This is a genomic window from Polaromonas sp. (assembly GCF_039930745.1).
Classification (GTDB): Bacteria; Pseudomonadota; Gammaproteobacteria; order Burkholderiales; family Burkholderiaceae_C; genus Polaromonas.
Window position 1 is genome coordinate 1 of the sequence record NZ_JBDTTH010000074.1, and the last position, 20,789, is coordinate 20,789.

Annotated in this window: 25 protein-coding genes; 16 read left to right on the forward strand and 9 right to left on the reverse strand. The window is 61.0% G+C overall.

What is annotated here, in order from left to right; genetic code table 11:
- Nucleotides 1-33: 33 nt before the first annotated feature.
- The 5 genes from ABI660_RS17905 to pyrE form a co-directional block, all read right to left on the reverse strand.
- Nucleotides 34-393, reverse strand: coding sequence for a hypothetical protein (locus ABI660_RS17905; protein WP_348070605.1), 360 nt, complete (start codon nucleotides 391-393; stop codon nucleotides 34-36).
- 492 nt (nucleotides 394-885) lie between these two features.
- Nucleotides 886-1,272 (reverse strand): hypothetical protein, encoded by a 387-nt coding sequence (locus ABI660_RS17910; protein ID WP_348070607.1) that lies wholly within the window; start codon nucleotides 1,270-1,272, stop codon nucleotides 886-888.
- A 93-nt stretch (nucleotides 1,273-1,365) separates the two neighbouring features.
- On the reverse strand, nucleotides 1,366-1,779 hold the full coding sequence (locus tag ABI660_RS17915) for a GFA family protein (protein ID WP_348070609.1): 414 nt from the start codon (nucleotides 1,777-1,779) through the stop codon (nucleotides 1,366-1,368).
- A 119-nt stretch (nucleotides 1,780-1,898) separates the two neighbouring features.
- A complete protein-coding gene (gene arr / locus ABI660_RS17920; RefSeq protein ID WP_348070611.1) occupies nucleotides 1,899-2,294 on the reverse strand; it encodes an NAD(+)--rifampin ADP-ribosyltransferase in 396 nt (131 codons plus the stop codon).
- Nucleotides 2,295-2,612: 318 nt separating this feature from the next.
- Entirely contained in the window at nucleotides 2,613-3,131 is a 519-nt protein-coding gene (gene pyrE, locus ABI660_RS17925) for an orotate phosphoribosyltransferase (protein ID WP_348070613.1), read from the reverse strand.
- A 142-nt stretch (nucleotides 3,132-3,273) separates the two neighbouring features.
- On the opposite strand from pyrE, the gene ABI660_RS17930 reads away from it, so the two are divergent.
- Nucleotides 3,274-4,296, forward strand: coding sequence for an IS110 family transposase (locus tag ABI660_RS17930; RefSeq protein WP_348063955.1), 1,023 nt, complete (start codon nucleotides 3,274-3,276; stop codon nucleotides 4,294-4,296).
- Between the two features lie 246 nt (nucleotides 4,297-4,542).
- On the opposite strand, the gene ABI660_RS17935 is transcribed toward ABI660_RS17930, so the two are convergent.
- Both ABI660_RS17935 and ABI660_RS17940 read right to left on the reverse strand, forming a co-directional pair.
- Nucleotides 4,543-4,899: a hypothetical protein gene (locus ABI660_RS17935; RefSeq protein ID WP_348070615.1), complete on the reverse strand. Its 357-nt coding sequence runs from the start codon at nucleotides 4,897-4,899 to the stop codon at nucleotides 4,543-4,545.
- Between the two features lie 131 nt (nucleotides 4,900-5,030).
- Entirely contained in the window at nucleotides 5,031-5,357 is a 327-nt protein-coding gene (locus tag ABI660_RS17940) for a hypothetical protein (RefSeq protein WP_348070617.1), read from the reverse strand.
- Between the two features lie 591 nt (nucleotides 5,358-5,948).
- On the opposite strand from ABI660_RS17940, the gene ABI660_RS17945 reads away from it, so the two are divergent.
- Both ABI660_RS17945 and ABI660_RS17950 read left to right on the forward strand, forming a co-directional pair.
- Nucleotides 5,949-6,557, forward strand: a complete 609-nt coding sequence (locus ABI660_RS17945; RefSeq protein WP_348070651.1) for a hypothetical protein — start codon at nucleotides 5,949-5,951, stop codon at nucleotides 6,555-6,557.
- The gene (locus ABI660_RS17950) at nucleotides 6,554-7,189 is read left to right on the forward strand and encodes a tRNA-uridine aminocarboxypropyltransferase (RefSeq protein ID WP_348070619.1); all 636 of its coding nucleotides are present in this window, start codon (nucleotides 6,554-6,556) and stop codon (nucleotides 7,187-7,189) included. The genes ABI660_RS17945 and ABI660_RS17950 overlap by 4 nt, the downstream gene beginning before the upstream one ends.
- Nucleotides 7,190-7,358: 169 nt before the next feature.
- On the opposite strand, the gene ABI660_RS17955 is transcribed toward ABI660_RS17950, so the two are convergent.
- Nucleotides 7,359-8,288: a LysR family transcriptional regulator gene (locus ABI660_RS17955; protein WP_348070621.1), complete on the reverse strand. Its 930-nt coding sequence runs from the start codon at nucleotides 8,286-8,288 to the stop codon at nucleotides 7,359-7,361.
- 170 nt (nucleotides 8,289-8,458) lie between these two features.
- Here ABI660_RS17955 and ABI660_RS17960 point away from each other — a divergent pair, with 170 nt between their 5' ends.
- The 4 genes from ABI660_RS17960 to ABI660_RS17975 all read left to right on the forward strand — a co-directional run bounded on the left by ABI660_RS17960 (nucleotide 8,459) and on the right by ABI660_RS17975 (nucleotide 10,592).
- Nucleotides 8,459-9,289: an intradiol ring-cleavage dioxygenase gene (locus ABI660_RS17960; protein WP_348070623.1), complete on the forward strand. Its 831-nt coding sequence runs from the start codon at nucleotides 8,459-8,461 to the stop codon at nucleotides 9,287-9,289.
- A gap of 1 nt (nucleotide 9,290) precedes the next feature.
- Entirely contained in the window at nucleotides 9,291-9,590 is a 300-nt protein-coding gene (locus ABI660_RS17965) for a YciI family protein (protein WP_348070625.1), read from the forward strand.
- Nucleotides 9,587-9,937, forward strand: coding sequence for a Dabb family protein (locus tag ABI660_RS17970; RefSeq protein ID WP_348070627.1), 351 nt, complete (start codon nucleotides 9,587-9,589; stop codon nucleotides 9,935-9,937). Before ABI660_RS17965 ends, ABI660_RS17970 begins: the two co-directional genes overlap by 4 nt.
- Before the next feature lie 70 nt (nucleotides 9,938-10,007).
- A complete protein-coding gene (locus ABI660_RS17975; RefSeq protein WP_348070629.1) occupies nucleotides 10,008-10,592 on the forward strand; it encodes a malonic semialdehyde reductase in 585 nt (194 codons plus the stop codon).
- 11 nt (nucleotides 10,593-10,603) lie between these two features.
- Here ABI660_RS17975 and ABI660_RS17980 read toward each other — a convergent pair whose 3' ends face one another.
- The gene (locus ABI660_RS17980) at nucleotides 10,604-11,485 is read right to left on the reverse strand and encodes a LysR substrate-binding domain-containing protein (RefSeq protein ID WP_348070631.1); all 882 of its coding nucleotides are present in this window, start codon (nucleotides 11,483-11,485) and stop codon (nucleotides 10,604-10,606) included.
- 141 nt (nucleotides 11,486-11,626) lie between these two features.
- Here ABI660_RS17980 and ABI660_RS17985 point away from each other — a divergent pair, with 141 nt between their 5' ends.
- From ABI660_RS17985 to ABI660_RS18025, 9 genes are all read left to right on the forward strand, one after another.
- Nucleotides 11,627-12,520, forward strand: a complete 894-nt coding sequence (locus ABI660_RS17985) for a dioxygenase (protein WP_348070633.1) — start codon at nucleotides 11,627-11,629, stop codon at nucleotides 12,518-12,520.
- Between the two features lie 30 nt (nucleotides 12,521-12,550).
- Complete coding sequence (locus tag ABI660_RS17990) at nucleotides 12,551-13,354, forward strand: citryl-CoA lyase (RefSeq protein ID WP_348070635.1); 804 nt, start codon at nucleotides 12,551-12,553, stop codon at nucleotides 13,352-13,354.
- Nucleotides 13,351-14,523 (forward strand): CaiB/BaiF CoA-transferase family protein, encoded by a 1,173-nt coding sequence (locus ABI660_RS17995; protein WP_348070637.1) that lies wholly within the window; start codon nucleotides 13,351-13,353, stop codon nucleotides 14,521-14,523. Before ABI660_RS17990 ends, ABI660_RS17995 begins: the two co-directional genes overlap by 4 nt.
- Nucleotides 14,520-15,539: a tripartite tricarboxylate transporter substrate binding protein gene (locus ABI660_RS18000; protein WP_348070639.1), complete on the forward strand. Its 1,020-nt coding sequence runs from the start codon at nucleotides 14,520-14,522 to the stop codon at nucleotides 15,537-15,539. Before ABI660_RS17995 ends, ABI660_RS18000 begins: the two co-directional genes overlap by 4 nt.
- 64 nt (nucleotides 15,540-15,603) lie before the next feature.
- Nucleotides 15,604-16,803, forward strand: coding sequence for an amino acid ABC transporter substrate-binding protein (locus ABI660_RS18005; RefSeq protein WP_348070641.1), 1,200 nt, complete (start codon nucleotides 15,604-15,606; stop codon nucleotides 16,801-16,803).
- A gap of 15 nt (nucleotides 16,804-16,818) precedes the next feature.
- Nucleotides 16,819-17,676, forward strand: a complete 858-nt coding sequence (locus tag ABI660_RS18010) for a branched-chain amino acid ABC transporter permease (RefSeq protein WP_348070643.1) — start codon at nucleotides 16,819-16,821, stop codon at nucleotides 17,674-17,676.
- 3 nt (nucleotides 17,677-17,679) lie between these two features.
- Nucleotides 17,680-19,404 carry a branched-chain amino acid ABC transporter ATP-binding protein/permease gene (locus tag ABI660_RS18015; protein WP_348070645.1) on the forward strand — a complete coding sequence of 575 codons (1,725 nt, stop codon included), beginning with the start codon at nucleotides 17,680-17,682 and terminating at the stop codon, nucleotides 19,402-19,404.
- Entirely contained in the window at nucleotides 19,397-20,113 is a 717-nt protein-coding gene (locus tag ABI660_RS18020; protein WP_348070647.1) for an ABC transporter ATP-binding protein, read from the forward strand. The genes ABI660_RS18015 and ABI660_RS18020 overlap by 8 nt, the downstream gene beginning before the upstream one ends.
- Before the next feature lie 417 nt (nucleotides 20,114-20,530).
- Nucleotides 20,531-20,789 (forward strand): TSUP family transporter (locus ABI660_RS18025; RefSeq protein WP_348070649.1); only part of this gene is annotated, 259 nt, incomplete at its 3' end.

The following is a 20,789-nucleotide window of genomic DNA, read 5'->3' on the forward strand; positions in this document are numbered from 1 at the left end:
CATGGCTCAATCCTCTCAGAGATTTGAGCCTCCTCAAAATACGGGGCGATTCAGCATGTCAATTGACTCCTGCTTCAGGTCAAATTTCACAAGCTTCGGATCGCCCACGTCCCAGTGCTTCAAGCTGTTCTTCGCCATGTTCGCTCGGTCGGCGATGTGCCTCGGCGGAGTAGGTTCGCCATACAACTTCAAATGAATTGCTGCTACAGCACGCTTCAACGCCTCTAGTGAGTTTTCCTTCCCCTCCGCGGCCAGGAACTTTCCGAAAACTTCGTCAGCTGCGCCGGCGAGAGTGACTACCGAACCGTAGTCATTTCCTGCCGCAAAAAGAGCTAGCGCGGTTTCTAGATGCTGGCACGCCAAGTCCTCGCGATAGTAGGCTTTTACAGGCATGACATCTGTTGCTGTTTAACGTGATGTAGCCGCCAGATATCCTGGGATTCCAGCTTATCCGGCACGATAAGCTGAACGACTGGGTGGAATTTACCTCGGAAAAAACTGCGTACCCCGCACGACAACTTCTTTTCCGACGGTGCCCCAGTGTCCTTGTACATGGAGGCGATTCTACAAACTCTGTCGCCCATCTTCGCCTAATTCAGGCCAATGTGCACGCTGCTAACCAGCAATGCCGAGGTGGTGAATGCATTGGCTTTGCTCGATTCACGCGCTGGTCGGCGCCCTGGTGCTTGACGTAGTTCGTCCCGTTGTCTCGCATCATCAGTTTCGCGACAAAGCAAGAAAACCGTCGCCAAGGAAAACTATATCTACAAATGCTTAACTACGTGGGAAGTCCCCTGTAAAGGGTTAGGCCACGCGTATCAACGTTTCACCCGAGAGGTTTGCCCCGGCTTGCCGGGACAAGTCCTCTCGATGGAACGGTTTGGTTCATTGCCATTTACCGCCCTGAGCCAGGCAGCTGGACTTCGATGTCGCCAATTTCTTGGCGTCGCGCTTGTAGTAGTAGCTGGTCATTGGCTGGCCGAAGAAGCCGGCGCATGAACCCTGCGACTGTGCTGGGCAAGCCGCCATGTAAGTGACCTTGGCGGCTGGGCCGCCGAACGCCTTTGTCGCCTGGGCCAAACTGCCGCAAGTTTCCACGAATTGCGTTTGCGGAACTCCATTGTTCTGAAGACAGTCTTTGATCTCAGTCTTCGCTGTGCCAATCGTGAAGCTGCCTTCCAACAGGCAGGCCTTCTCTTGCGCTAGCGCCACACCGGACAACGCCAGGAGCGACGATGAAAATGCGAGTAGAACTACGAACTTCTTGAGCATACGAATCCTTTGAGTGGTATGAGTGATGAACCTAACGCAGTGCCGCTGATCTGGCTGGGGTTTGCCCTTTCGGCGACGGCCGCAATACGCAGCCTAAAGGTGCCGTGTTTCCGCCGGCGGATTCTGCCAGTTGTCATGCAAGCCATCCATATAGTGAAGTGGCGCAGAAACAAGCTCTGTGACTGGTAAGTCGTCCAGGCAAGCCAGGTGAACCGACAAGAAGTCTCCCCCGATCGCGTCAATGCGTCCGTGGCTATGAGTCGCGATTCCGCACTTTGAACAGAATCGATGATGCCCCTCGCCCCAATCCCCTGACTTGCTGTAGTCGCCCAGGCGATGTTCGCCAGAGAGAAGGCGGAAGTCTTCCTTTTCCAACTGGCCGGCGTTCCACATGCGTTGCTTCCAGCAAAAAGTGCAATTGCACTTTCCCGTTCCCTTCGCCAAATCGATGTCGACTTCAAATGTGACCGTTTTGCAGTGGCAACTGCCGTGATACGTGCGCTTCATGTTCTACGCTCCTGAAAAGTCATTCGATCAATGGGCATCTTAGCGAAAGAGAGAGTCAGTCCGCTTGAAGGGGGGTTAGGCGTCAGCGCGCACCAGATCCTCATGGGGGATTATTGCTCTCAGTTAATGATTTCACCCATGCCTGCATCGACTCGGTCTCGAAGTATCCGTATGAATTCCGAGTCGTAAGCTTCCCATTCTTCGAGTTCGCCGAGTACCCTGAGCGGTTCTGAACTTCGATACGATCGAGTGGGGTTACCGGGAAACTTCTTGTCTGTGACGTTCGGATCGTTCTCAAAGCGGCCGACGGGCTCAACAATGTAGACGCGCGGCCTGCCGTTGCCTTTTGCTATTTCCGCCGCGAGCCCAGCACCTTTAGGCAAGCTTGTGAAATAGATATGGTTCATCAATACGTCGGGACGGTAGTTTGACCTGAATCCTGCTGTGAGTAGGTCGCCCACCCGCAAGTCTGCTTTCGTGGCATGAAAAAATGGTCCCACATCCAAAGCCGCCATGAGTCCTCTCCGTCAAAAGCAGAATTCTATGCAGGACATGAAACCGAGGATGCAGTCAACAGGTCAGACCGGTGGTGGGCAAGCCCGACTAACCTTTTGTGGCACTGATCGCGGTGGGTACCCCGGGATCGGAATGGGGCCCCGCCGAGCGGTTCGTACCTGGGTCCGCACCGAGAAATCAGTGCAACAAGGCCGTCTGTAGATGTGCAGGCTGCCCTTCGTTCGATCATCGCGTTGGCTTATGCGTCGTCGGGAATACCGCGTGGTAAAAAAAACAAATGCAATGCCGTTGACTATTTGGGAAGTCCCTGTAAGGGGTTAGGCACCACTTTCAACCTGGGAGAAAGTGAACAGCGCTTTGAGCGGCAAGCCTGCGGCTGCGAGTGCCTCCTTGCCGCCAGTTTCACGATCGATGACGCACAAGGCCGCGCCTGGTAAGAGACCATCGGTTTTGAGCTTTGCCAGTGCGTCGATGATTGCACCGCCGCTGGACACGACATCTTCAACAAGCACGAACCGCTTGCCCACTAGCGAAGCACCCTCGGCATAGCGGCAAGTGCCGTACTCCTTTGGCTCCTTGCGGATGAAAGCGGCGGGCAGGCCAGTGACTTGGCTGAGCATGGTGACGATTGGAATGCCACCCATTTCGAGGCCGGCGAGTACTTCGGTACTTTGCGGGACAAGCGCAGCCAGTTCTTGGGCGATGGCACGTAGCAGCTGAGGATCGGACTCAAATTGATACTTGTCGAAGTAGGTGTCGCTGACTTTGCCGGAGCGAAGCACGAAGCTGCCGCTCAACCTAGCGCACTGTTTGATTCGGGATGGTAGCGTGGACATGGCGTGTATTGTGGCGCCTAACGAATGAAAGGGACTTCCCCGTCCCAAGCAAGCCGCGTCCCGTTGGGGTTGCGGTTTAGGGCAACTGAGTGCCACGATGGAGAGGTCAAACTTTTCATCAACTCACCTGGAAAGGGAAATCATGGCTATCGTAACCCTTGGAATTGACCTCGCCAAGAACGTCTTTGCTGTCCACGGCATCGATGAATCCGGCAAGCCCGTACTGGTGCGACCCGAGGTGGCTCGCGCCAAACTACTCGAACTCATCGCCCATCTGCCGCCTTGCATCATCGGCATGCAAGCGTGTTCTGGCGCCCACCACTGGGCCAGGGAGTTCACCAAGTTTGGGCACACGGTGCGCATGATGGCACCCAAGTTTGTTGTTCCCTACCGCATGAGCGGCAAACGCGGCAAGAACGACGCGGCAGACGCCGCCGCCATCTGTGAAGCCGTCGCCCGACCCAACATGCGCTTTGTTCCACTCAAGAGCATCGAGCAGCAGTCGCGCCTGTTCGTGCACCGCGCGCGCCAGGGGTATGTGGAGCAGCGTACCTCTCTTATTAACCGTATCCGTGGCTTGCTGTCGGAGTTGGGCATTGTGTTGCCCCTCAAAGCGACTACTACTACTGTGCGCCGGGAAACCCACAAGCACCTGGAAGACCTGCCGGGCTGGTGCAACACGGTGGTGGGCGATGCCTTGAGCGAACTCACCCGCCTGGATGAACGTATTGCCCAATACGACAAACACCTGGCCCATATCGCCAAAGAGGACGAACAGTCCCGCCAGCTCATGCAGCTCAGGGGCATAGGCCCGACGACTGCCAGTGCCATTGTGGCGAGTGTCGGCCAAGGCCACGACTTCACCTGTGGGCGCCAGTTCTGTGCCTGGCTGGGCTTGGTGCCGGGCCAATACAGCTCAGGCGGCAAACAGAGATTGGGCCGCATTACCAAGGCCGGTGACCCGTACTTGCGTACCCTGTTGATCATGGGCGGCAAGGCGGTGCTGTCGGCGGCGAAGACCAAGACCGACCCCTTGAGTCGCTGGGCGATCAGTGTGCAAGAGCGCCGGGGTTACTGGAAGGCTGTCGTGGCCATCGCAGCCAAGAATGCGCGCATGTGTTGGGCCATGCTGCAGCGCGGTGAGGGGTTCAAGATGCCTGCGTAGGCAGTGCCAGCTTGCAACAGCTTGAGTTGTAGATGTCACCGTGTGATGACTTGTCGTTGATGAGTGAAAGGTTTGGACCTGCGCCGGGGAATGCTCGATCATTTCCAGGGAGGTAGCAGCATGGGAAACCATGCTGATCCCCGACTAACGAATGGAGCCCTCGGCGCGCGTCTTTCATCAGGGTCCGCTGCAAGAAAAGCAGCCTCGAATGACCGTTTGTAGTTTCGCCGTCCACATGCCTTGGGCTCAACAGGCAACGACAAATCGCATGTCTCGCTGCGTTCGGCGCACGGTCCCATTTCGGAACTGTTCCTCATTAACATAGCGACCGTCAGCTGACGAAATGAACACCTCCCGCGCTGACGAATCGATCATTGCTTTGATCGTAAGCCGCACGAAGGACGCCGGCATGTACAAAGCAATGACTTTGTCGTCGCTTTGAAGGCTGTACCCAATAGACGCAACAGCTAAGCCACTATCTTCATCGACCAACCTCAAGTCAGTCTTCATAAGATCCGATGCCGGTGAGGCGCATGCGCCGGCAAGCGCACAAAGCGCTATAGCAAAACTGAGTTTCAACCAACGACCGATAACAAAAACCATTGCCTTTCTCCTCTCCGTAAGTCCTGAGGCGCGATTAGAACTCGAATGAGGTCTAACGTGAAGATGACCGGACCACAACACTTCGCGGCGAAGCCGCCTCCTGATGTTGTGGGTCCGTGTCGATTGTCAGGTTATGCGTCATTGGTAGCAACGCCTTGCAGGCTCACTGACACGAACCGACTTAGAGTGGAGTCGGATACTTGCACCTCATGTTTCAGCACGAACTGTGCGACATAGTTCGCAGCTTCTTTACGACTCAACCGAGTCGCGACTCCAGGCTCCGCGTGAACCAGCACGACTACTTCCGCGAGCGCGAACGTACGATCGACAAGTTCGGAAATGGCTTTCACATTTGCATTTTGTCCGTCGTGCACATTGATCCAAGTCCAATTCGGACTTTGTGGCCAAAGCGCCGGAAAGTAAACCGCAAGTTCGTCGTACAACTCAGTGCCATTCATGACGGATAACGTTGAAAATGTGCGGCGCTCGCGTAGCGAGTGTCCGTACGATTGATTCGTTCTGGCGCGGCTCGCGACACCTCTTGGCGCTTGAACTGTTGCATACCACTACGTCTCTTTTTGGCCATCAGCCCACATAGCTGTGACACTGCGTCCGGACCAAAAGCTCGCTTTTGTCCATGCGCTGTGTTGCAGCTATGCAAGCTACCAGAAAATCGCCGTTTTATACATTCCCAGCTCATCTGCTAGCGCCACTGTTCCAGCCGTCGATCGGAACGTAATGTAGGCCGTCGGATATCCTGGGATTCCAGCTTATCCGACGAGATAGTCTGAACGACCGGGTTGAATGTACCCCGGAAAAAATTGTATACCCCGCATGACAGCTTGTTTTCTGACGATGACCCAGTGTCTTTGTGCATGGTTTTCATTCTACAAACTCTGTCGCCTATCTTCACTCCATTCAGGGCATGATTGCTGAGGAGTCGTTCGAAACTGACCACGGTGGGTCGGGGCTGGGCAGCTCAGGTTGACACCAAGTACAACGATGGTATTCACTACACTCGGGTCTTGCAGTTACGGACCTTTGCCGCGATGGAAATTTTTCTTCTTATTCTGGCGGTGGCCGCCTTCGGCGCCTACCAGCTCAAATCGAAAGCCCAGGCCAGGCGCATCACGCTGCTGGCCAGCCATCTGGGCAGGTACCAGGTGGAAAAGCTGATGGAAAGCCTGACCGAAGGCTACCTGCGGGCGCTGGGCGAAAAAGACCCGGAGCGCCAGGCCCAGATCTGGAACATGCTGGCGGCCTCGGAGGAACAGCTGGTGGAGCAGTTCAGCCGCTTTGCCGCGGACTTTTCAGTTGTGGACGTGGCCGATGCCCGGGTCAGCAAACTGCCGGTGTTCCTGCCTGAGTCCGACCGGTTTTTCCCCGACAACACCTTCGACATGCGGCGCGCCCTGGCCGTCCACGCGCAGGGGATTGAGCGCGTGGCAAAAAACGCGGCGGGCCGCTCGCCGCGTGACAAGGCCTACACGCTGTCGGCCGAGCTGTTCCTGATGCAGCACACCTGCCACTGGTACTGCCGTTCCAAAGCCACCGCTTCGGCCCGCATGATGGCCCGGCACCGGACACCCTACCAGCAGTTGCTCGAATCGGTGGACCCACAGACGCGTCAGGCCTACCTCGAGATGATCGGCCGGTGAGCGAGAGGCTGCGCTGCGGCACCTGCCTGCGGCCGCGGAGCAGCTGCATCTGCCGCTGGATCACGCCGGTGGCGCACGAAGTCGAGGTGTTGATCCTGCAGCACCCGCTGGAGCTGGCCCAGGCCAAGGGCAGCGCACGCCTGCTGCACCTGAGCCTGATGCGCAGCCGCATGCTGACCGGTGAGGTGTTTGCGGCGGACGACCTGCCTGCGGTGCCGCTCGGCAGCGAAAGTGCCGCAGCCCACGCCCCCAGGCACAACCTGCTGCTGTACCCCGACACGCCACCGGGAAGTACGCCGCTGCTGCCGGCGCCGCCGGCGCTGGCGCCCGAACTGCTGCAGCCTGCCCGGCTGCGCTTGGTGGTGCTCGACGGCACCTGGCGCAAAAGCCGCAAGATGCTTTACCTCAACCCCTGGCTGCAGCACCTGCCGCGGCTGGCGCTGCAGGACATGCCGGGGTCGAACTACCTGATTCGCCGCGCACACAAGCCTGACCAGCTGTCCACGCTGGAAGCCACCTGCGCCGCGCTGGCCCAGCTGGAAGGCGATGCGGAACGCTTTCGTCCGCTGCTCGATGCCTTTGATGGTTTTGTGGCGCAGCAGATGTCTTATGCTGGCCCTTCTTCGAAATAACAAGAAAATCGGCCCCTAGCCCTTTCAGGACAAGGGCTGATAGCTATTAATTCAGGAGCAATGCAGGAGCGGGCAGGGTGGGTGGCGCCGGCCGTGGCCAGTTGGCCCGCATCAGGCCGTAGCGGCCCCGCCGGCGATGAGCACGTCGGTACGTAAAACGTTCGCCATCTCAATACACCCCAAACCGCCCGGTCCACTTGCGTTCGTAGTCCTGCTTCGCGAAATGCTCCGCCATGAAGTCGATGAAGGTGCGCACCTTGGCCGAGAGGTGTTTGCGGCTGGGGTAGGCGAGGTTGATGGTCAGGTGCGGCAGGTCCCAGTCGTCAAGCACCGGCACCAGACGCCCGGCGACGATGTCGTTGTAGAGGATGTAGGTCGGCTGCACCAGGATGCCCATGCCGTCGAGGGCTGCCGCGCGCAAAATCTGGCCGTCGTTCGATTCCAGCAAGCCCTTCACCGTCACGGTGGTAGTCTCGCCGTCCCGCGTGAAGCGCAGCTCGTTGGGGTTGTTGGCGTAGGTGTAGATCAGCAGCTTGTGTTTATGCAGCTCTTCGAGTGTTTTCGGGAAGCCGTGCTGCGCAAAGTAGCGCGGCGAGGCGGCGAGGATGCGACGCGTCTCGCCCAGGCGGCGGATGGTGATGTTGGAGTCGGGCTCGATCTCGCGGGTGCGGATGGCGACGTCAATGTTGTTGTCGATGATGTCCAGGTAACGGTTGGCGGCTTCGACATGCACGGTCACATTGGGGTAGCGCTGCGTGTACTCGCGCAGCAGCGGCGCCACATGGTGCAATGAGAACGACAGCGAGGCCGTGATGCGCAGCACGCCGGTCGGGTTAAGGGCCGTGGCATTGACCGCCGACTCGGCATCCTTCAGGTCAGACAGGATGGTTTTGGCGCGGCTGAAAAACTCCTGGCCAGTGTCGGTGAGGTAGAGCCGGCGCGTGTTGCGTTCCACCAGTCGGGCGCCCAGGCGCTCTTCCAGCGCCGACAGGTGCCGGCTCGCGGCCGCATTGGACAGGTCCAGTGCTTCGGCGGCGCGGCTCAGGCTGCCGGTTTCAGCGACCTGCACAAACAGTTCAATCTCCGTCCAGCGATCCAAGCCTCGTCTCCTGCAGTTTGCGCGATGTACTTGTTGACTGCCCGCATTGTGGCGCGGGACGGGCTTCCTTTTTTCCACCGCGTGGAAAAGTCATTTACGCCGGTGAGCTTTTTCAAATTGTCGCCGCGGCCTACATTTAGCGCAAAGAGAGCTAACCCCAAGGAGACTGTGTGCGCAATCTGAATCAGGACACCATCACCCAGGCGGTGATTGCGCGCTTTGCCGGCACGCCTGATGCACGTCTGAAAGAGCTCATGACCAGCCTGGTGCAGCATCTGCATGCCTTTGCCCGTGAAGTGAAACTGACCGAGGAAGAGTGGTTGGCGGGCATTGAATTTCTCACGGCCACCGGACAGAAATGCGACGACAAACGCCAGGAATTCATCCTGCTCAGCGACACGCTGGGCCTGTCGATGCTGACCGTCGCCATGAACAACGACAAACCGCAGGGCTGCACCGAGGCCACGGTGTTCGGCCCTTTCCACATTGAAGGTGCGCCGCATTATGAACACGGTGCCGATGTGGCCAACGGTGCGGCGGGAGAGCCCTGCATCGTGCGTGGCAGGGTGCAGGGCCTGAAGGGCGAGCCGGTGGCCGGCGCTGTGGTGGAAGTCTGGCAGGCCGACGCCGAGGGCAACTACGACGTGCAGTACCCGGAGCTGGAACAGCACCGGGCGCGTGGCGTGCTCAGCTCCGGCGCGGACGGCCGCTTCCATTTCAAAACCATCGTGGCTGAGGCCTACCCCATTCCCGTGGACGGGCCGGTGGGCGACATGCTGCGCGCGACCAGGCGCCACCCGTGGCGGCCGGCGCACCTGCATTTCATGATCACGGCGCCGGGTTATGAAAAGCTGGTCACGCATGTATTTCGCAGTGGCGACCCTTACCTCGACTCCGATGCCGTGTTCGGCGTGCGCCAGTCGCTGGTGGCCGACTGGGTCAAGCAGCCCGATGGCGCTTACGGCCTCGATTTTGATTTTGTCCTTAACCCGGTTCGATGACGTGATCCACACTTTTTTCCTGATCGACAAACCCGAAAGCGCCGACCTGCGCCAGCGCGTCCGGCCCGAACACAAGGCTTACCTGGCGGCGGTGGCAGACCGCATCGCGTTTGCCGGGCCCTTGGTCACAGACGACGGCCAGACCATGCTTGGCAGCCTGCTGGCGATTGACTTCGACTCGCGCGACGCGGCGCACGCCTGGCTGGCCGACGAACCCTTTACCCGTGCGGGCCTGTATGCGAGCACCAGCATCCATGCCTTCGTGAACCTGTGGCCGCAGAAAACCGGCTTTCCCGCATGATCAAACACATCGTCATGTGGAACCTGCGCGGCGACACGCCGGCGGAAAAAGCCGCAAGCAGCACCTTGCTCAAGCGCAGCTTCGAGTCGCTGCGCGGGCGGATTCCGGGGATGCTGCATCTCGAGGTTGGCATTGATTCCAGCGGCGTTGACTATGCCTGCGATGTCGTGCTCTACAGCGAGTTCGACAGCCAGGCCGCGCTCGACGCCTATGCCGCGCACCCGGAGCACCAGCGCGTCAAACGCGAGCTGGCCGACCTGCGCGTGGCCCGGCATCAGGTGGATTACGACGACTCATCGGAGGGCCCTGCGCACACCCCGCATCCACAAAAGGAAACAAGCCCATGAACAACCACATGAACCAGGCGATTGCGTCCGACTGATTTTCCAATTTTCACTTCTTCAAGAAACCAACACCATGCGAATTTCCGATACCTGCCTTGATCAGATCTTCCTCAAATCGAGGACGGCCAACGGCTTCACTAGCCAGCCGGTACCCACTGCACTGCTGCAGGAGGTCTACGAGCTAGCCAAGATGGGCCCGACATCGATGAACACCCAGCCTGCGCGTTTTGTGTTCCTGGTCACGCCGGAATCGCGTGCCCGCCTGCTTCCGGCATTGTCATCCGGCAACCTGGACAAGACGCGGGACGCGCAGGTGACCGTGATCGTCGCCAATGACACGAAGTTCTACGAACACATGCCGCAGGTCTGGCACAAGCCGGGCGCGAAGGAGAACTTCGAGAGCAACCCGGCGCTGGTGCAGGGCACGGCCATGCGCAACGGTACGCTGGGCGGGGGATGGTTCATCATGGCTGCGCGTGCCCTGGGCCTGGACTGTGGGCCCATGAGTGGCGTGGACCTGGCCAAGGTGAATGCGGAGTTTTTCCCCGATGGCCGGTTGCAGGCCAATTTCCTGATCAACCTGGGTTACGGCGACGACAGCAAGCTGTTTGACCGCAACCCGCGCCTTTCCTTTGAACAGGCATGCACGGTTCTCTAAGTTCGCAACACTCACCCAGCCGGGCCTGCGGCCCGGCGGATGATGTCGGCAAAGTGCTTGATCATCGGCGAGCGCGTGGCACCCTTTTGCCAGAGCATGCCGGGTGTACGTATCGGGGTCGGGTCTTCCAGCGGCACCACCCGCAGGTCGGCGGACGGCGAGACGGCAGTCTCGCCAATGATGCCGGCCAACCCGGTCTGGCGGATCAGCTCGATCATGGGCGCCACGGAGTTGAGCTGGGCGACCACCAGCGGCGTGGCGCCCGCGGCCTCGAAACATTCGTCCAACAACTGACGCGTCTGGAACTGCGGATGCAGCAACACCATGCGCATATGGTGCAGCTCCACCATGCGCACACGCCGCCGCTTCGCCAGCGGGTGGGATGTCGCCACCACCAGGCGCAACTCTTCGTTGTAAAGCGGTTCGAACCAGAGGTCCGTGCCCTCGGGCCGGTACGACACGGCCAGGTCCAGGTGGCCGGACGTCAGGCGCCTGGCGATCATGGCGGCAGACAGTTCTTCCACCGTCACCTGGATGCCCGGGTAGTGGTGCAGAAAGGAAGAGACGCAGAGCGGCACCATGCGTGTGTTGAAGCTCGGCGTGGTACCCAGGCGGATGCTGCCCGTCAGGGTTTCGGCGTCGCCGCGCAAGGCCTGCATGCCGCGGTCGATCTGTTCGAGCGCCGGCGTCATGTAGCTGCGCAGGATTTCACCGGCCTCGGTCATGCGGACCTTCTTGCCACTGCGGTCAAAGAGCGGGGTGCCCAGCTCGTCTTCCATCTGCCTGATCTGGTGCGACAGCGTGGACTGGGTGACGTGCAGCCGCTCGGCGGCGCGCGTGAAGTTCAGGGTTTCGGCCACGGCGTCGAAGTAGCGGACATGACGGAGCTCCATGAAGACCTCAGCTTTTTACCATTGATGACATCGATGATAACCGTGCAAATTAATCACTTCCGGCAAATCACGTGAAGTCCTAGACTGCGTTCAGATTCATGCACTCGCCAACCAGGCATGAGCCACAACAGGAGACAAAAAATGGCGCAACTTGAAGCACAGGATCTGGCACAGGCCGTGGTCAATCGCATGGCCGACTGCCAGGAACCCAGGTTCAAACAGGTGATGACTTCCCTGGTGAAACATGCGCACGCGTTTGTGCAGGACGTGCAGCTCACACCGGAGGAGTGGATGACCGCGATCCAGTTCCTCACCGCCACAGGCAAGATGTGCGACGAAAAACGCCAGGAGTTCATCCTGCTGTCCGACACGCTGGGCATCTCGATGCTGGTGGTGGCCATTGACCAGGCTCGGGGCGCGGCCGCGTACAAGGCGGGCAATGGCGAGGACGTGCCGACCGAGGCCACCGTGCAGGGCCCGTTTTACTGGGAAGGCGCACCGGAGTTGGAGCTGGGTGCCGACATCGGCGCGGGCAACTCCGGTGAGCCTTGTTACTACCATGGCCGCGTGACCGATCTGGCGGGCAAACCGATTGCACATTGCGCACTCGACGTGTGGTCGGGCGACGGCGAAGGTTTTTACGACATGCAAAAGGGTGTGAACGTGGGCATGGCCCTGCGTGCCCGTTTTTATACCGACGCGCAAGGCAACTACCGCTTCTGGTCCATCAAGCCGACCTTCTACCCGGTGCCCGATGACGGACCGGTGGGCGGCATGCTGCGCCGCATGGGCCGGCATCCCAACCGCCCGGGCCACATGCACATGATGCTTCACGCACCGGGGCACGAGCGCCTGACGACACATATTTTTGTGGCCAACAGCCCCTACATCGACTCGGACGCGGTGTTCGGCGTGCGCAACAGCCTGATCGTGGATTTCGCTTCGCACGCCCCAGGCAAGGCAGCCGACGGCCGCGTCATGGACAAGCCTTATCACAGCGCCCATTACGACTTCAGGCTTGTTCCCGCAGCCTGAGCGCTCAGCACACATCACCGGAGAAATCACTTGAAAATCGGCAAGGCCACTGTGCCCCGCTCCGCCATCTGCAGCTCGAACGAAAACACCATCGTTGTTCGCGGCGCCGACCTCGCCAACGAATTGATCGGCCAGATCAACTTCGGCGACTACTTCTTCCTGCTGGTCACCGGCCGCCGCGCCGATGCCGCCACCAGCGCCGTGCTCAATGCCACTCTGGTGGCCATTGCCGAGCATGGCCTGGTGCCCAGCGTGCAGGCCGCGCGCATGACGCTGGCCGCCGCGCCGGATGCCATGCAGGGCGCGGTGGCAGCCGGCATCCTCGGTTCGGGATCGGTGATTCTCGGCGCTTCGGAAACCGCCGGCCGCCTGTACCTGGCCATCGAGAAGGAAGCGGAAAATCACCGGGGCGACGTTGCTGCCGCGGCGCGTGTGGTGCTCGCCGACCTGCGGGCCCGCAAGCAGCCCATTGCAGGTTATGGCCATCCTGAACACAAGACGCTCGACCCGCGTGTCGGCAAGCTGTTTGAAGTTTCGGCGAAGGCCGGTGGCGGCCAGCGTTATGTAGAGATCGCGCGGGCCGTCGAAGCCGTGATTCCGGAAGTTGTCGGCAAGGAGCTCAAACTCAATGTGTCCGGCGCGATTCCCGCGGTGTTGCTGGGTGTGGGTTTTCCGGTCAATGCGCTCAAGGGTGTGCCCATGCTGGCACGTACCGCCAGCCTGATCGCGCACCTGAACGAGGAACTCGCCGACCCCATCGGCTTTGCGCTGTCCTATCAGGCCACGCGCGAGCAGCAGTACACCGGTGAGATGCCGGCGGAGCATCAGGCATGACCAAGGTTCTGCGGGACGTGCGTGTGGTTGAACACGGCACCTTTATCACCGGGCCGGCAGCGTCCATGCTGCTGGCCGACCTGGGTGCCGATGTGGTCAAGGTCGAACTGCCGGGCACGGGTGACCCGTTCCGCGCCTTCAAAGGCGGCCTGTACAGCCCGCATTTCCAGACCTACAACCGCAACAAGCGCAGCGTCACGCTCAACACCAAGCAGGCAGAAGACCTGGCGCGCTTTGACGCATTGATCAAGGAAGCCGATGTTTACATCCAGAACTTCCGGCCCGGCTTTGCCGAGCAGATCGGCGCGGGCGAAGAGCGTCTGCGCGCCCTCAATCCCCGGCTGATCTATTGCGCCATCAGCGGCTTTGGCCCCACCGGTCCGGCCGCGCATCGCCCGAGCTACGACACGGTGGCGCAGGCCGCCAGCGGCTACCTGCGCCTGCTGGTCAACCCCGCCAACCCGCGGGTGGTGGGCCCGGCCATTGCCGATTCAGTGACCGGTTATTACGCGGCCTACGGCATTCTGGGCGCGTTGCATGAGCGGCACAGCACCGGCGTGGGGCGCAAGGTGGAGGTCTCCATGTTTGAAGCGATGACGCATTTCAACCTCGACGCCTTCACACACCTGTTTTCGGTGGACGAAGTCATGGGCCCTTTCAGCCGGCCCAGCGTGTCGCAGTCTTACGTGTTGCAGTGTTCGGACGGCAAGTGGCTGGCGCTGCACATGTCATCACCCGAGAAGTTCTGGCAGGGGCTGGCCACCGCCATGGAGCGGACCGATATCTTCGAAGACGAGCGTTTTGCCAGCCGGCCGGCGCGCATAGCACACCAGGAGGACCTGATGCAGGTGCTGGGGGCCATCTTCTGCCTGCGTGAACGCGCCGACTGGTGCCAGCGGCTGGAGGCCAACGACGTCCCGTACTCACCGATGTACACGACGGCGGAAGTGCCGGAAGACCCGCAGGCCCAACATCTCCAGCTGTTTGTCGAAACGCAGCACCCGGTGATCGGACGCTTTCGCACGGTGCGTTCGCCGATCTCCTTTGATGGCGAACGTGCCCTCGATGTCACTGCGCCGCCTCTGCTGGGTGAACACAACGCGGAACTTGGCGGCGGCTGGGCGCCGCGCGCTGCCACAACAACACCTCCCCAGGAAACCACTTCATGAACCCGGCCCCTTTGCATTCCTTGCATTCTTCTCGCATGGCACGCCGGCGCAAGCTGCTGGCCGCATGGTCGCTGCTGGCGGCCGGCCTGAGCTTGGGCCCGGCGGCCGTGCTGGCCCAGGACTACCCTTCGCGCCCGGTCAAGCTGATCGTGCCCTTTGGTCCCGGCACCACCACGGACATCATCTCGCGCGTCTTCGCGGAAGCCCTGGCCAAACCGCTGGGGCAGACGGTGATTGTTGAAAACAAAGCCGGCGCTGGTGGTGTCATCGGCTCCGACCTGGTGGCCAAGTCGCCGGCCGACGGCTACACCCTCGTCATGGGCACGGTGGGCACCCACGCGATCAATGCCTCGCTGTACAAGAAGCTGCCTTACGACCCGCTGAAAGACTTTGCGCCGGTGGCTTTTGCCGGCTACACACCCACCCTGCTGGTGGTGGCTGCGAGCTCCCCGCTGAAGTCGGTAAAAGACATCGGCACGCAGGCGGGCAAACCCGGCGGGGTGAGTTTTGCCTCGGCCGGTAATGGCACCTCGGGCCACCTGGCGGGCGAACTGCTCAAGGCCAGGCTGGGCGGCGAGATGGTGCATGTGCCTTACAAGGAAGGCGGCCTGGCCATGTCCGACGTGATGGCCGGCCAGGTGCAATTCATGTTCTACCACCCCGCTGCCGTGCTGCCGCACATCAAGGCCGGCAAGCTGCGCGCGCTGGGTGCTTCCAGCACCAAACGCAGCGCCGCCGCCCCCGAGGTGCCGGCGGTCAGCGAGCAGGGCGCGGGCGAGTTTGACCTGGTGGCGTGGTTCATGCTGTACGCGCCCGCGGCCACGCCCGCACCTGTGCTAGCAAAGCTGCGCGACGCCGCCAGCAAGGCGATGGCCAGCAGCGACGTCGCGGCCAGGCTGGGCGCGCAAGGTCTGGAGCTGCGCAACATGAAACCCGACGAACTGGCTTCGTTCGGCCGCACTGAAATTTCGAAATGGTCCGAGCTGGTCAAGCGCTCGGGCGCGCAGATCGACTGAGACCAGCGACTGCCCCCAGGTTTTTTCCGCGACCCTTGCCCATAAATCAACAGGAGACAAAACCATGAAGATATTGAAATCGTTTTTAACCACGGTTGCCGCCAGCGCGGCGCTTCTTGCCGGTATGCCGGCCTCCGCGCAGGCGCCCGGCCCGATCCGCATCGGCAGCACGCTGGCGCTGACCGGCCCGCTGTCGGCCACGGCGCTGACCCACAAGCTCGTGGGCGAGATCTATGTGGAGCAGCTCAATGCCAGAGGCGGACTGCTCGGGCGCAAGGTCGAGTGGACCGTCAAGGACGACCAGTCCAAGCCAGACGTGGCACGCACGCTGTACGAGCAGCTTGTCACCTCGGACAAGGTCGACCTTTTGATGGGGCCGTATGCCACCGGCGCCATCCTGTCGGCGATGGGCGTGGCCCAGCGCTACAACAAGGTACTGGTGCACCACACCTTCGGCATTCCTTCGCTGGCCAAGTACGACATGCAGTTTCCGGCCTGGTCGCTAGGCGCGGACCCCGGCAACACGGTGTCAAACATGCTGTTCGATGCGATGGCAGCCAGCGGCAAGCCGCCAAAGACCATTGCCATCGTCACCAGTAAATTCCCCTCGATCCACTTCATGTCGCTGGCTGGCCGTGAGGTCGCCAAAAAGCGTGGCCTGCAGGAGGTTCTTTTCCTCGAATGGGACTTTGGCAACCGCGACTTTGGCCCGATTGCGGCGCGTGTGAAAGATGCCAAGCCTGACCTCGTCTGGATCGGTGACATCGGCCTGGAAGGCAACATGCTGCTGGATGCGATGAAAAAAATCGACTACACGCCGCCGAACCACTTCCACCTGTACCCCGCACCCGGCCCGATGACCAAGTCGGCCGACGGCGCCAACGCGCTGTCGCTCACGATTTTTGAAGAACACGCGCCGTTCACCAACAATCCGGTTGCAGCCGATTTCGTCAAGATCTTCAACGAACGCGCCGCCAAGGCCGGCCTGCCCGACACCTCGGTGGAAGTGCAGGCCGCAGCCTCCTATTCGGCCTGGCAGATCCTGGAAGCTGGCGTCAAGGGCGCCAACAGTCTGGACGACAAGGCCATTGCCGCTTACCTGCGCAAGAACCGTGTCAATACCATCCAGGGCAACCTCCGGTTTGACGGTCCGAGCAACTACGGCGACGACCTGATGAAACTCAAGCAGGTGCAAAACGGCAAGTGGCTCGTGGTCTACCCGACGCAGTTCGCCGCGCCTGGCGCCAAGCTGATCGTTCGCTAAACGCATCGCCAGAGGATGAGCTTTCCAAGTTTCAACCTGCTGGCCCAGTCCATCCTTTCGGGGATCTTCATCGGCGGCCTGTATGGGCTGATCGGTTTGGGGCTGGGCCTGACCTGGGGCCTGCTGCGGCAGATCAACCTGTCCCATTTCGGTCTGGTGTTCCTGGCCGCTTACATGAGCTACCAGATGTCCATCACCTGGCATGTGGACCCTTTGCTGAGCCTGCTGCTGCTGCCGCCGCTGTTCTTTGCCTTCGGCATGGGCATGCAGTGGGTGCTGTCGCGCTTTTCGATCTCGCCCTTCAACTCGCTGCTCGTGACGTTCGGCATCACCGTGGTGATCGAAAGCGTGATTCAGGGCATCTGGACCGCTGACTTCCGCCGCATGGAAACGCGCTACAACGACATGAAGTTCACCATCGGGTCACTCTATGTGCCGGTGCCCGAGCTGCTGACGCTGGTGATCGCTGCCAGCCTGTGTGTGGCGATCTGGGCCGCCATGCGCTACACCGACCTTGGCAAAGCCCTGCGTGCCATGGCCGAAGACGGCCCGATCGCCTCGGCTTTTGGCATTAACCAGAAAGGCATGTCGCTGATGCTGGCGGGCATTTGCGCGGCGCTCGCGGCGGTGGCCGGTATCTGCCTGGCACTGACCTTCACGCTGGCGCCTTCGCAGATTTTTGCGTGGGTGGGGGTGATCTTTGCGGCGGTGATGCTGGGCGGGCTGGGCAGCGCGCTCGGGCCGCTGGTGGCCGGCATCATCATCGGCGTGAGCGAAGCGGTGACGATGGCCGTCGCCTCGCCTTCGTGGGCGCCTATCGTGAGCTTTTCGCTGCTGATCGTGATGCTGCTGTTTCGTCCCGGAAAACTATAGAACATGAACAAAACAGTTATCGGCATCCTTGGCGCAGGAGCGCTGCTGGCCAGCGTTTCCTGGCTGGGGCTTCCTGCCTTTTATGAATCCTTTCTCTATCTGCTGTGCCACTGGATGATTCTGGCGCTGTCGTGGAACATCCTGTCGGGTTATTCAGGTTATTTCTCCTTCGGCCATGGCGCGTTTTTTGGCATCGGCATGTACACCTCGGCCGGTCTGTCGGTCAACCTGAACTGGCCATTTCTCTGGACCCTGCCCGCCGCCGCACTGATGGCGGCCTTGCTGGGCATGGCGCTCGGGGCGGTGGTGTTCCGGGTCAAGTCGGTGCGCGGCGAGCTGTTTGCGCTGCTGACGCTGGCGGTCACCTTTGTGGTCGGCACCATCGTGCTGAACACCCGCATCGACGGCGGGCCCGGCATTTATCTCAACGCGGTGGCGATCCCCGCGCTGGGCCCGTCAGCGTCCTCGTCGATCTACCTGATGGCCCTGATCGGCGTGGTGGCCACGCTGCTGATTGCCTGGCGTGTGCAGAACTCGCGCCTGGGTATCGGCCTGTTTGCGATTCACGACGACGAGGACGTGGCCGAAGTCATGGGCGTGCCGACCTTCCGCTACAAGATCACAGCCTTCGGCATCTCGTGCGCGCTGGCGGGGCTGGCTGGCGGCATCCATGCGCTGTTCGTGTCGTATGTGACGGCGGGTGAGACCTTCAACATCACCGTGCCGCTGACGGTAGTGCTGATGAGCGTGCTCGGCGGCACGCGGCACTGGGCCGGTCCGGCCGTTGGTGCCGTGGCCATCACCTGCCTGATGTATTTCTTCACGGCTGGCAACAACCCGATTGCCGGCAAGGCGGCGGTGGGCGTGATCCTGGTGCTGGTGATCCTGTTCATGCCCAACGGCATCCTCGGTTACTTCCTCAAGCGCAAGGCGGGCAGGCGATCGGTGCCGCCGGTGCTGGCGGCAGTTGCCGCGGAGGCCGCGGCGCCAGCGTCCACCGGCAAGGTGCTGCTGGACGTGCAGGCCCTGTCCAAGGCGTTTCGCGGCGTGCAGGCGCTCGACGGTGTGACGCTGCAGGTGTTTGAGGGCGAAATTCTCGGCCTGCTCGGTCCCAATGGTTCGGGCAAGTCCACCTTCATCAATGTGGTGAGCGGGCATTTTCCGGCGACCGGGGGGCAGATGTTTTTCGAAGGCCGGCAACTGGCTGGCCTGGAGGCGCACAGCATTGCGCAGGCCGGTATTGCGCGCACCTACCAGATCCCCCGCCCGTTTGCGCACCTCACGGTGCTGCAGAACGTCTCGCTGGTGGCGATGTTTGGCGGCGCGGCGCTCAACCACGAGCAGGCCACAGCAGAGGCCTGGAAGTGGCTGGAATTCACCGGCCTGCAGGACAAGGCCGATGCCTTGCCCGACGACCTGAACCTGCACCAGCGCAAGTTCCTCGAGCTGACGCGCGCGCTGGCCTCGCGCCCGCGCCTGGTGCTGCTCGACGAGGTGCTTTCCGGTCTGACGCCGGGCGAGATCAACGAGGCGATAACGCTGATCCGCAAGATCCGCGACCGCGGCGCGACCATTGTGTTTGTCGAGCATGTGATGCGCGCGGTGATGGCGCTGGCCGACCGTGTGGCGGTGCTCAACTACGGCAAGCTGATCGCCGTCGGGCCGGCGCAGGAAGTCATGAAAAACGCCGACGTGGTCAGCGCCTACCTGGGGACACCCCATGCTTGAAGTCAACAATATTCTTGTCAACTATGGGGCTGCGCCGGCGCTGTGGGGCGTGACGCTCACGGTCCAGCCGGGCGAGCTGGTGTGCGTGGTCGGCCCCAACGGCGCCGGCAAGACCACGCTGATCAACGCGATTGCCGGCATGCACCGGGTGCGCGAAGGCAGCCTGCGTTTCAACGGCCAGGACATTACGCAGCTGGCCAGCCACCGCTTTTGCGAGGCCGGCATTGCCATCGTCCCGGAAGGGCGCCGGTTGTTCACCCAGATGACGGTGTTGGACAACCTGGAGCTCGGCAGTTTCATCAGCAAGGCCAAAGCTAACCGCAAGGCTTCGCTCGAACAGGTGCTGTCGCTGTTTCCGGCACTCAAGGTCAAGCTGGACAGCCCGGCCGGCGCGCTTTCCGGCGGGCAGCAGCAGATGGTGGCCATCGGCCGTGCGCTGATGGCCCGGCCAGGCTTGCTGCTGCTCGACGAGCCTTCTCTGGGCCTGGCTCCCGCCATCGTGCTCGATATGTTTCGCGCCATCCGGCAGATCAATGCGCAGGGCACCTCGGTGCTGCTGGTGGAGCAGAACGTGGCCATGGCTATGGAAATCGCCAGCCGCGCCTATGTGATGGAAGAGGGCCGCATCGTCGCGGAAGGCCAGGCCAGCGAGCTGCTGGCGCGGCCGGAAATCCGGAAGGCTTACCTGGGGCTGGAGACGCACGAATGATTCGCGGACTCCTGGCCTGGCGTTGCTCCTGAAATAGGAGCTGCTTGCGCCCGTTCTGTAAGGGCTGGAGCCCGATTTCATGCATAAATGGTAGTTCCTCAGCCCGCCTTGGGTCATCAAACGCAAACCGGGGAGGCCCTCACCCTGACCCTCTCCCACAGGGAGAGGGGAAGAGAGAGAAAATGCTCGTCTTTACTCCTTCTCCCTCCGGGAGAGGGCAGGGGTGAGGGGCAAGCGCGGCGCAAGGAGCTGAGTAGTTACCATAAATGTCGATCCGGTGCCGATAAGTCTGTTGGTGGCGCCATCGTCTTTGCAGGCCCGATAATTGGCCGCTTTGTGTCTGTAATTCCATTTCTAAATCATCCGTGCACTTTGTCGGCTTCGCGTTCACGAATGATGTAGAAAAGGAATAAGCCCGTGACCTTTCCGCTCATCACCGACCCCTTCTTCTACGCTGTTGCGATTCCCGCCGTCATCCTGATGGGTATCAGCAAAAGCGGCTTCGGCGCGGGCTTCGGCTCGCTGGCGGTGCCCATGATGGCGCTGGCGGTCACGGTGCCGCAAGCGGCGGCCATCCTGATGCCCATCCTGCTGCTGATCGATATCCTGGGCATGGCCGCTTTTCGCAAGGATTTCGACATGCGGCTGGTGAAGTTCCTGCTGCCCTTCGGCCTGC

What these genes read in the sequence shown, in the direction of transcription:
- ABI660_RS17905 (WP_348070605.1), bottom strand. Translation starts at nt 393, where the DNA reads ATGCCTGTAAAAGCCTACTATCGCGAGGACTTGGCGTGCCAGCATCTA.
- ABI660_RS17910 (WP_348070607.1), bottom strand. Translation starts at nt 1,272, where the DNA reads ATGCTCAAGAAGTTCGTAGTTCTACTCGCATTTTCATCGTCGCTCCTG.
- ABI660_RS17915 (WP_348070609.1), bottom strand. Translation starts at nt 1,779, where the DNA reads ATGAAGCGCACGTATCACGGCAGTTGCCACTGCAAAACGGTCACATTT.
- arr (WP_348070611.1), bottom strand. Translation starts at nt 2,294, where the DNA reads ATGGCGGCTTTGGATGTGGGACCATTTTTTCATGCCACGAAAGCAGAC.
- pyrE (WP_348070613.1), bottom strand. Translation starts at nt 3,131, where the DNA reads ATGTCCACGCTACCATCCCGAATCAAACAGTGCGCTAGGTTGAGCGGC.
- ABI660_RS17930 (WP_348063955.1), top strand. Translation starts at nt 3,274, where the DNA reads ATGGCTATCGTAACCCTTGGAATTGACCTCGCCAAGAACGTCTTTGCT.
- ABI660_RS17935 (WP_348070615.1), bottom strand. Translation starts at nt 4,899, where the DNA reads ATGGTTTTTGTTATCGGTCGTTGGTTGAAACTCAGTTTTGCTATAGCG.
- ABI660_RS17940 (WP_348070617.1), bottom strand. Translation starts at nt 5,357, where the DNA reads ATGAATGGCACTGAGTTGTACGACGAACTTGCGGTTTACTTTCCGGCG.
- ABI660_RS17945 (WP_348070651.1), top strand. Translation starts at nt 5,949, where the DNA reads ATGGAAATTTTTCTTCTTATTCTGGCGGTGGCCGCCTTCGGCGCCTAC.
- ABI660_RS17970 (WP_348070627.1), top strand. Translation starts at nt 9,587, where the DNA reads ATGATCAAACACATCGTCATGTGGAACCTGCGCGGCGACACGCCGGCG.
- ABI660_RS17975 (WP_348070629.1), top strand. Translation starts at nt 10,008, where the DNA reads ATGCGAATTTCCGATACCTGCCTTGATCAGATCTTCCTCAAATCGAGG.
- ABI660_RS17980 (WP_348070631.1), bottom strand. Translation starts at nt 11,485, where the DNA reads ATGGAGCTCCGTCATGTCCGCTACTTCGACGCCGTGGCCGAAACCCTG.
- ABI660_RS17985 (WP_348070633.1), top strand. Translation starts at nt 11,627, where the DNA reads ATGGCGCAACTTGAAGCACAGGATCTGGCACAGGCCGTGGTCAATCGC.
- ABI660_RS17995 (WP_348070637.1), top strand. Translation starts at nt 13,351, where the DNA reads ATGACCAAGGTTCTGCGGGACGTGCGTGTGGTTGAACACGGCACCTTT.
- ABI660_RS18000 (WP_348070639.1), top strand. Translation starts at nt 14,520, where the DNA reads ATGAACCCGGCCCCTTTGCATTCCTTGCATTCTTCTCGCATGGCACGC.
- ABI660_RS18005 (WP_348070641.1), top strand. Translation starts at nt 15,604, where the DNA reads ATGAAGATATTGAAATCGTTTTTAACCACGGTTGCCGCCAGCGCGGCG.
- ABI660_RS18010 (WP_348070643.1), top strand. Translation starts at nt 16,819, where the DNA reads ATGAGCTTTCCAAGTTTCAACCTGCTGGCCCAGTCCATCCTTTCGGGG.
- ABI660_RS18015 (WP_348070645.1), top strand. Translation starts at nt 17,680, where the DNA reads ATGAACAAAACAGTTATCGGCATCCTTGGCGCAGGAGCGCTGCTGGCC.
- ABI660_RS18020 (WP_348070647.1), top strand. Translation starts at nt 19,397, where the DNA reads ATGCTTGAAGTCAACAATATTCTTGTCAACTATGGGGCTGCGCCGGCG.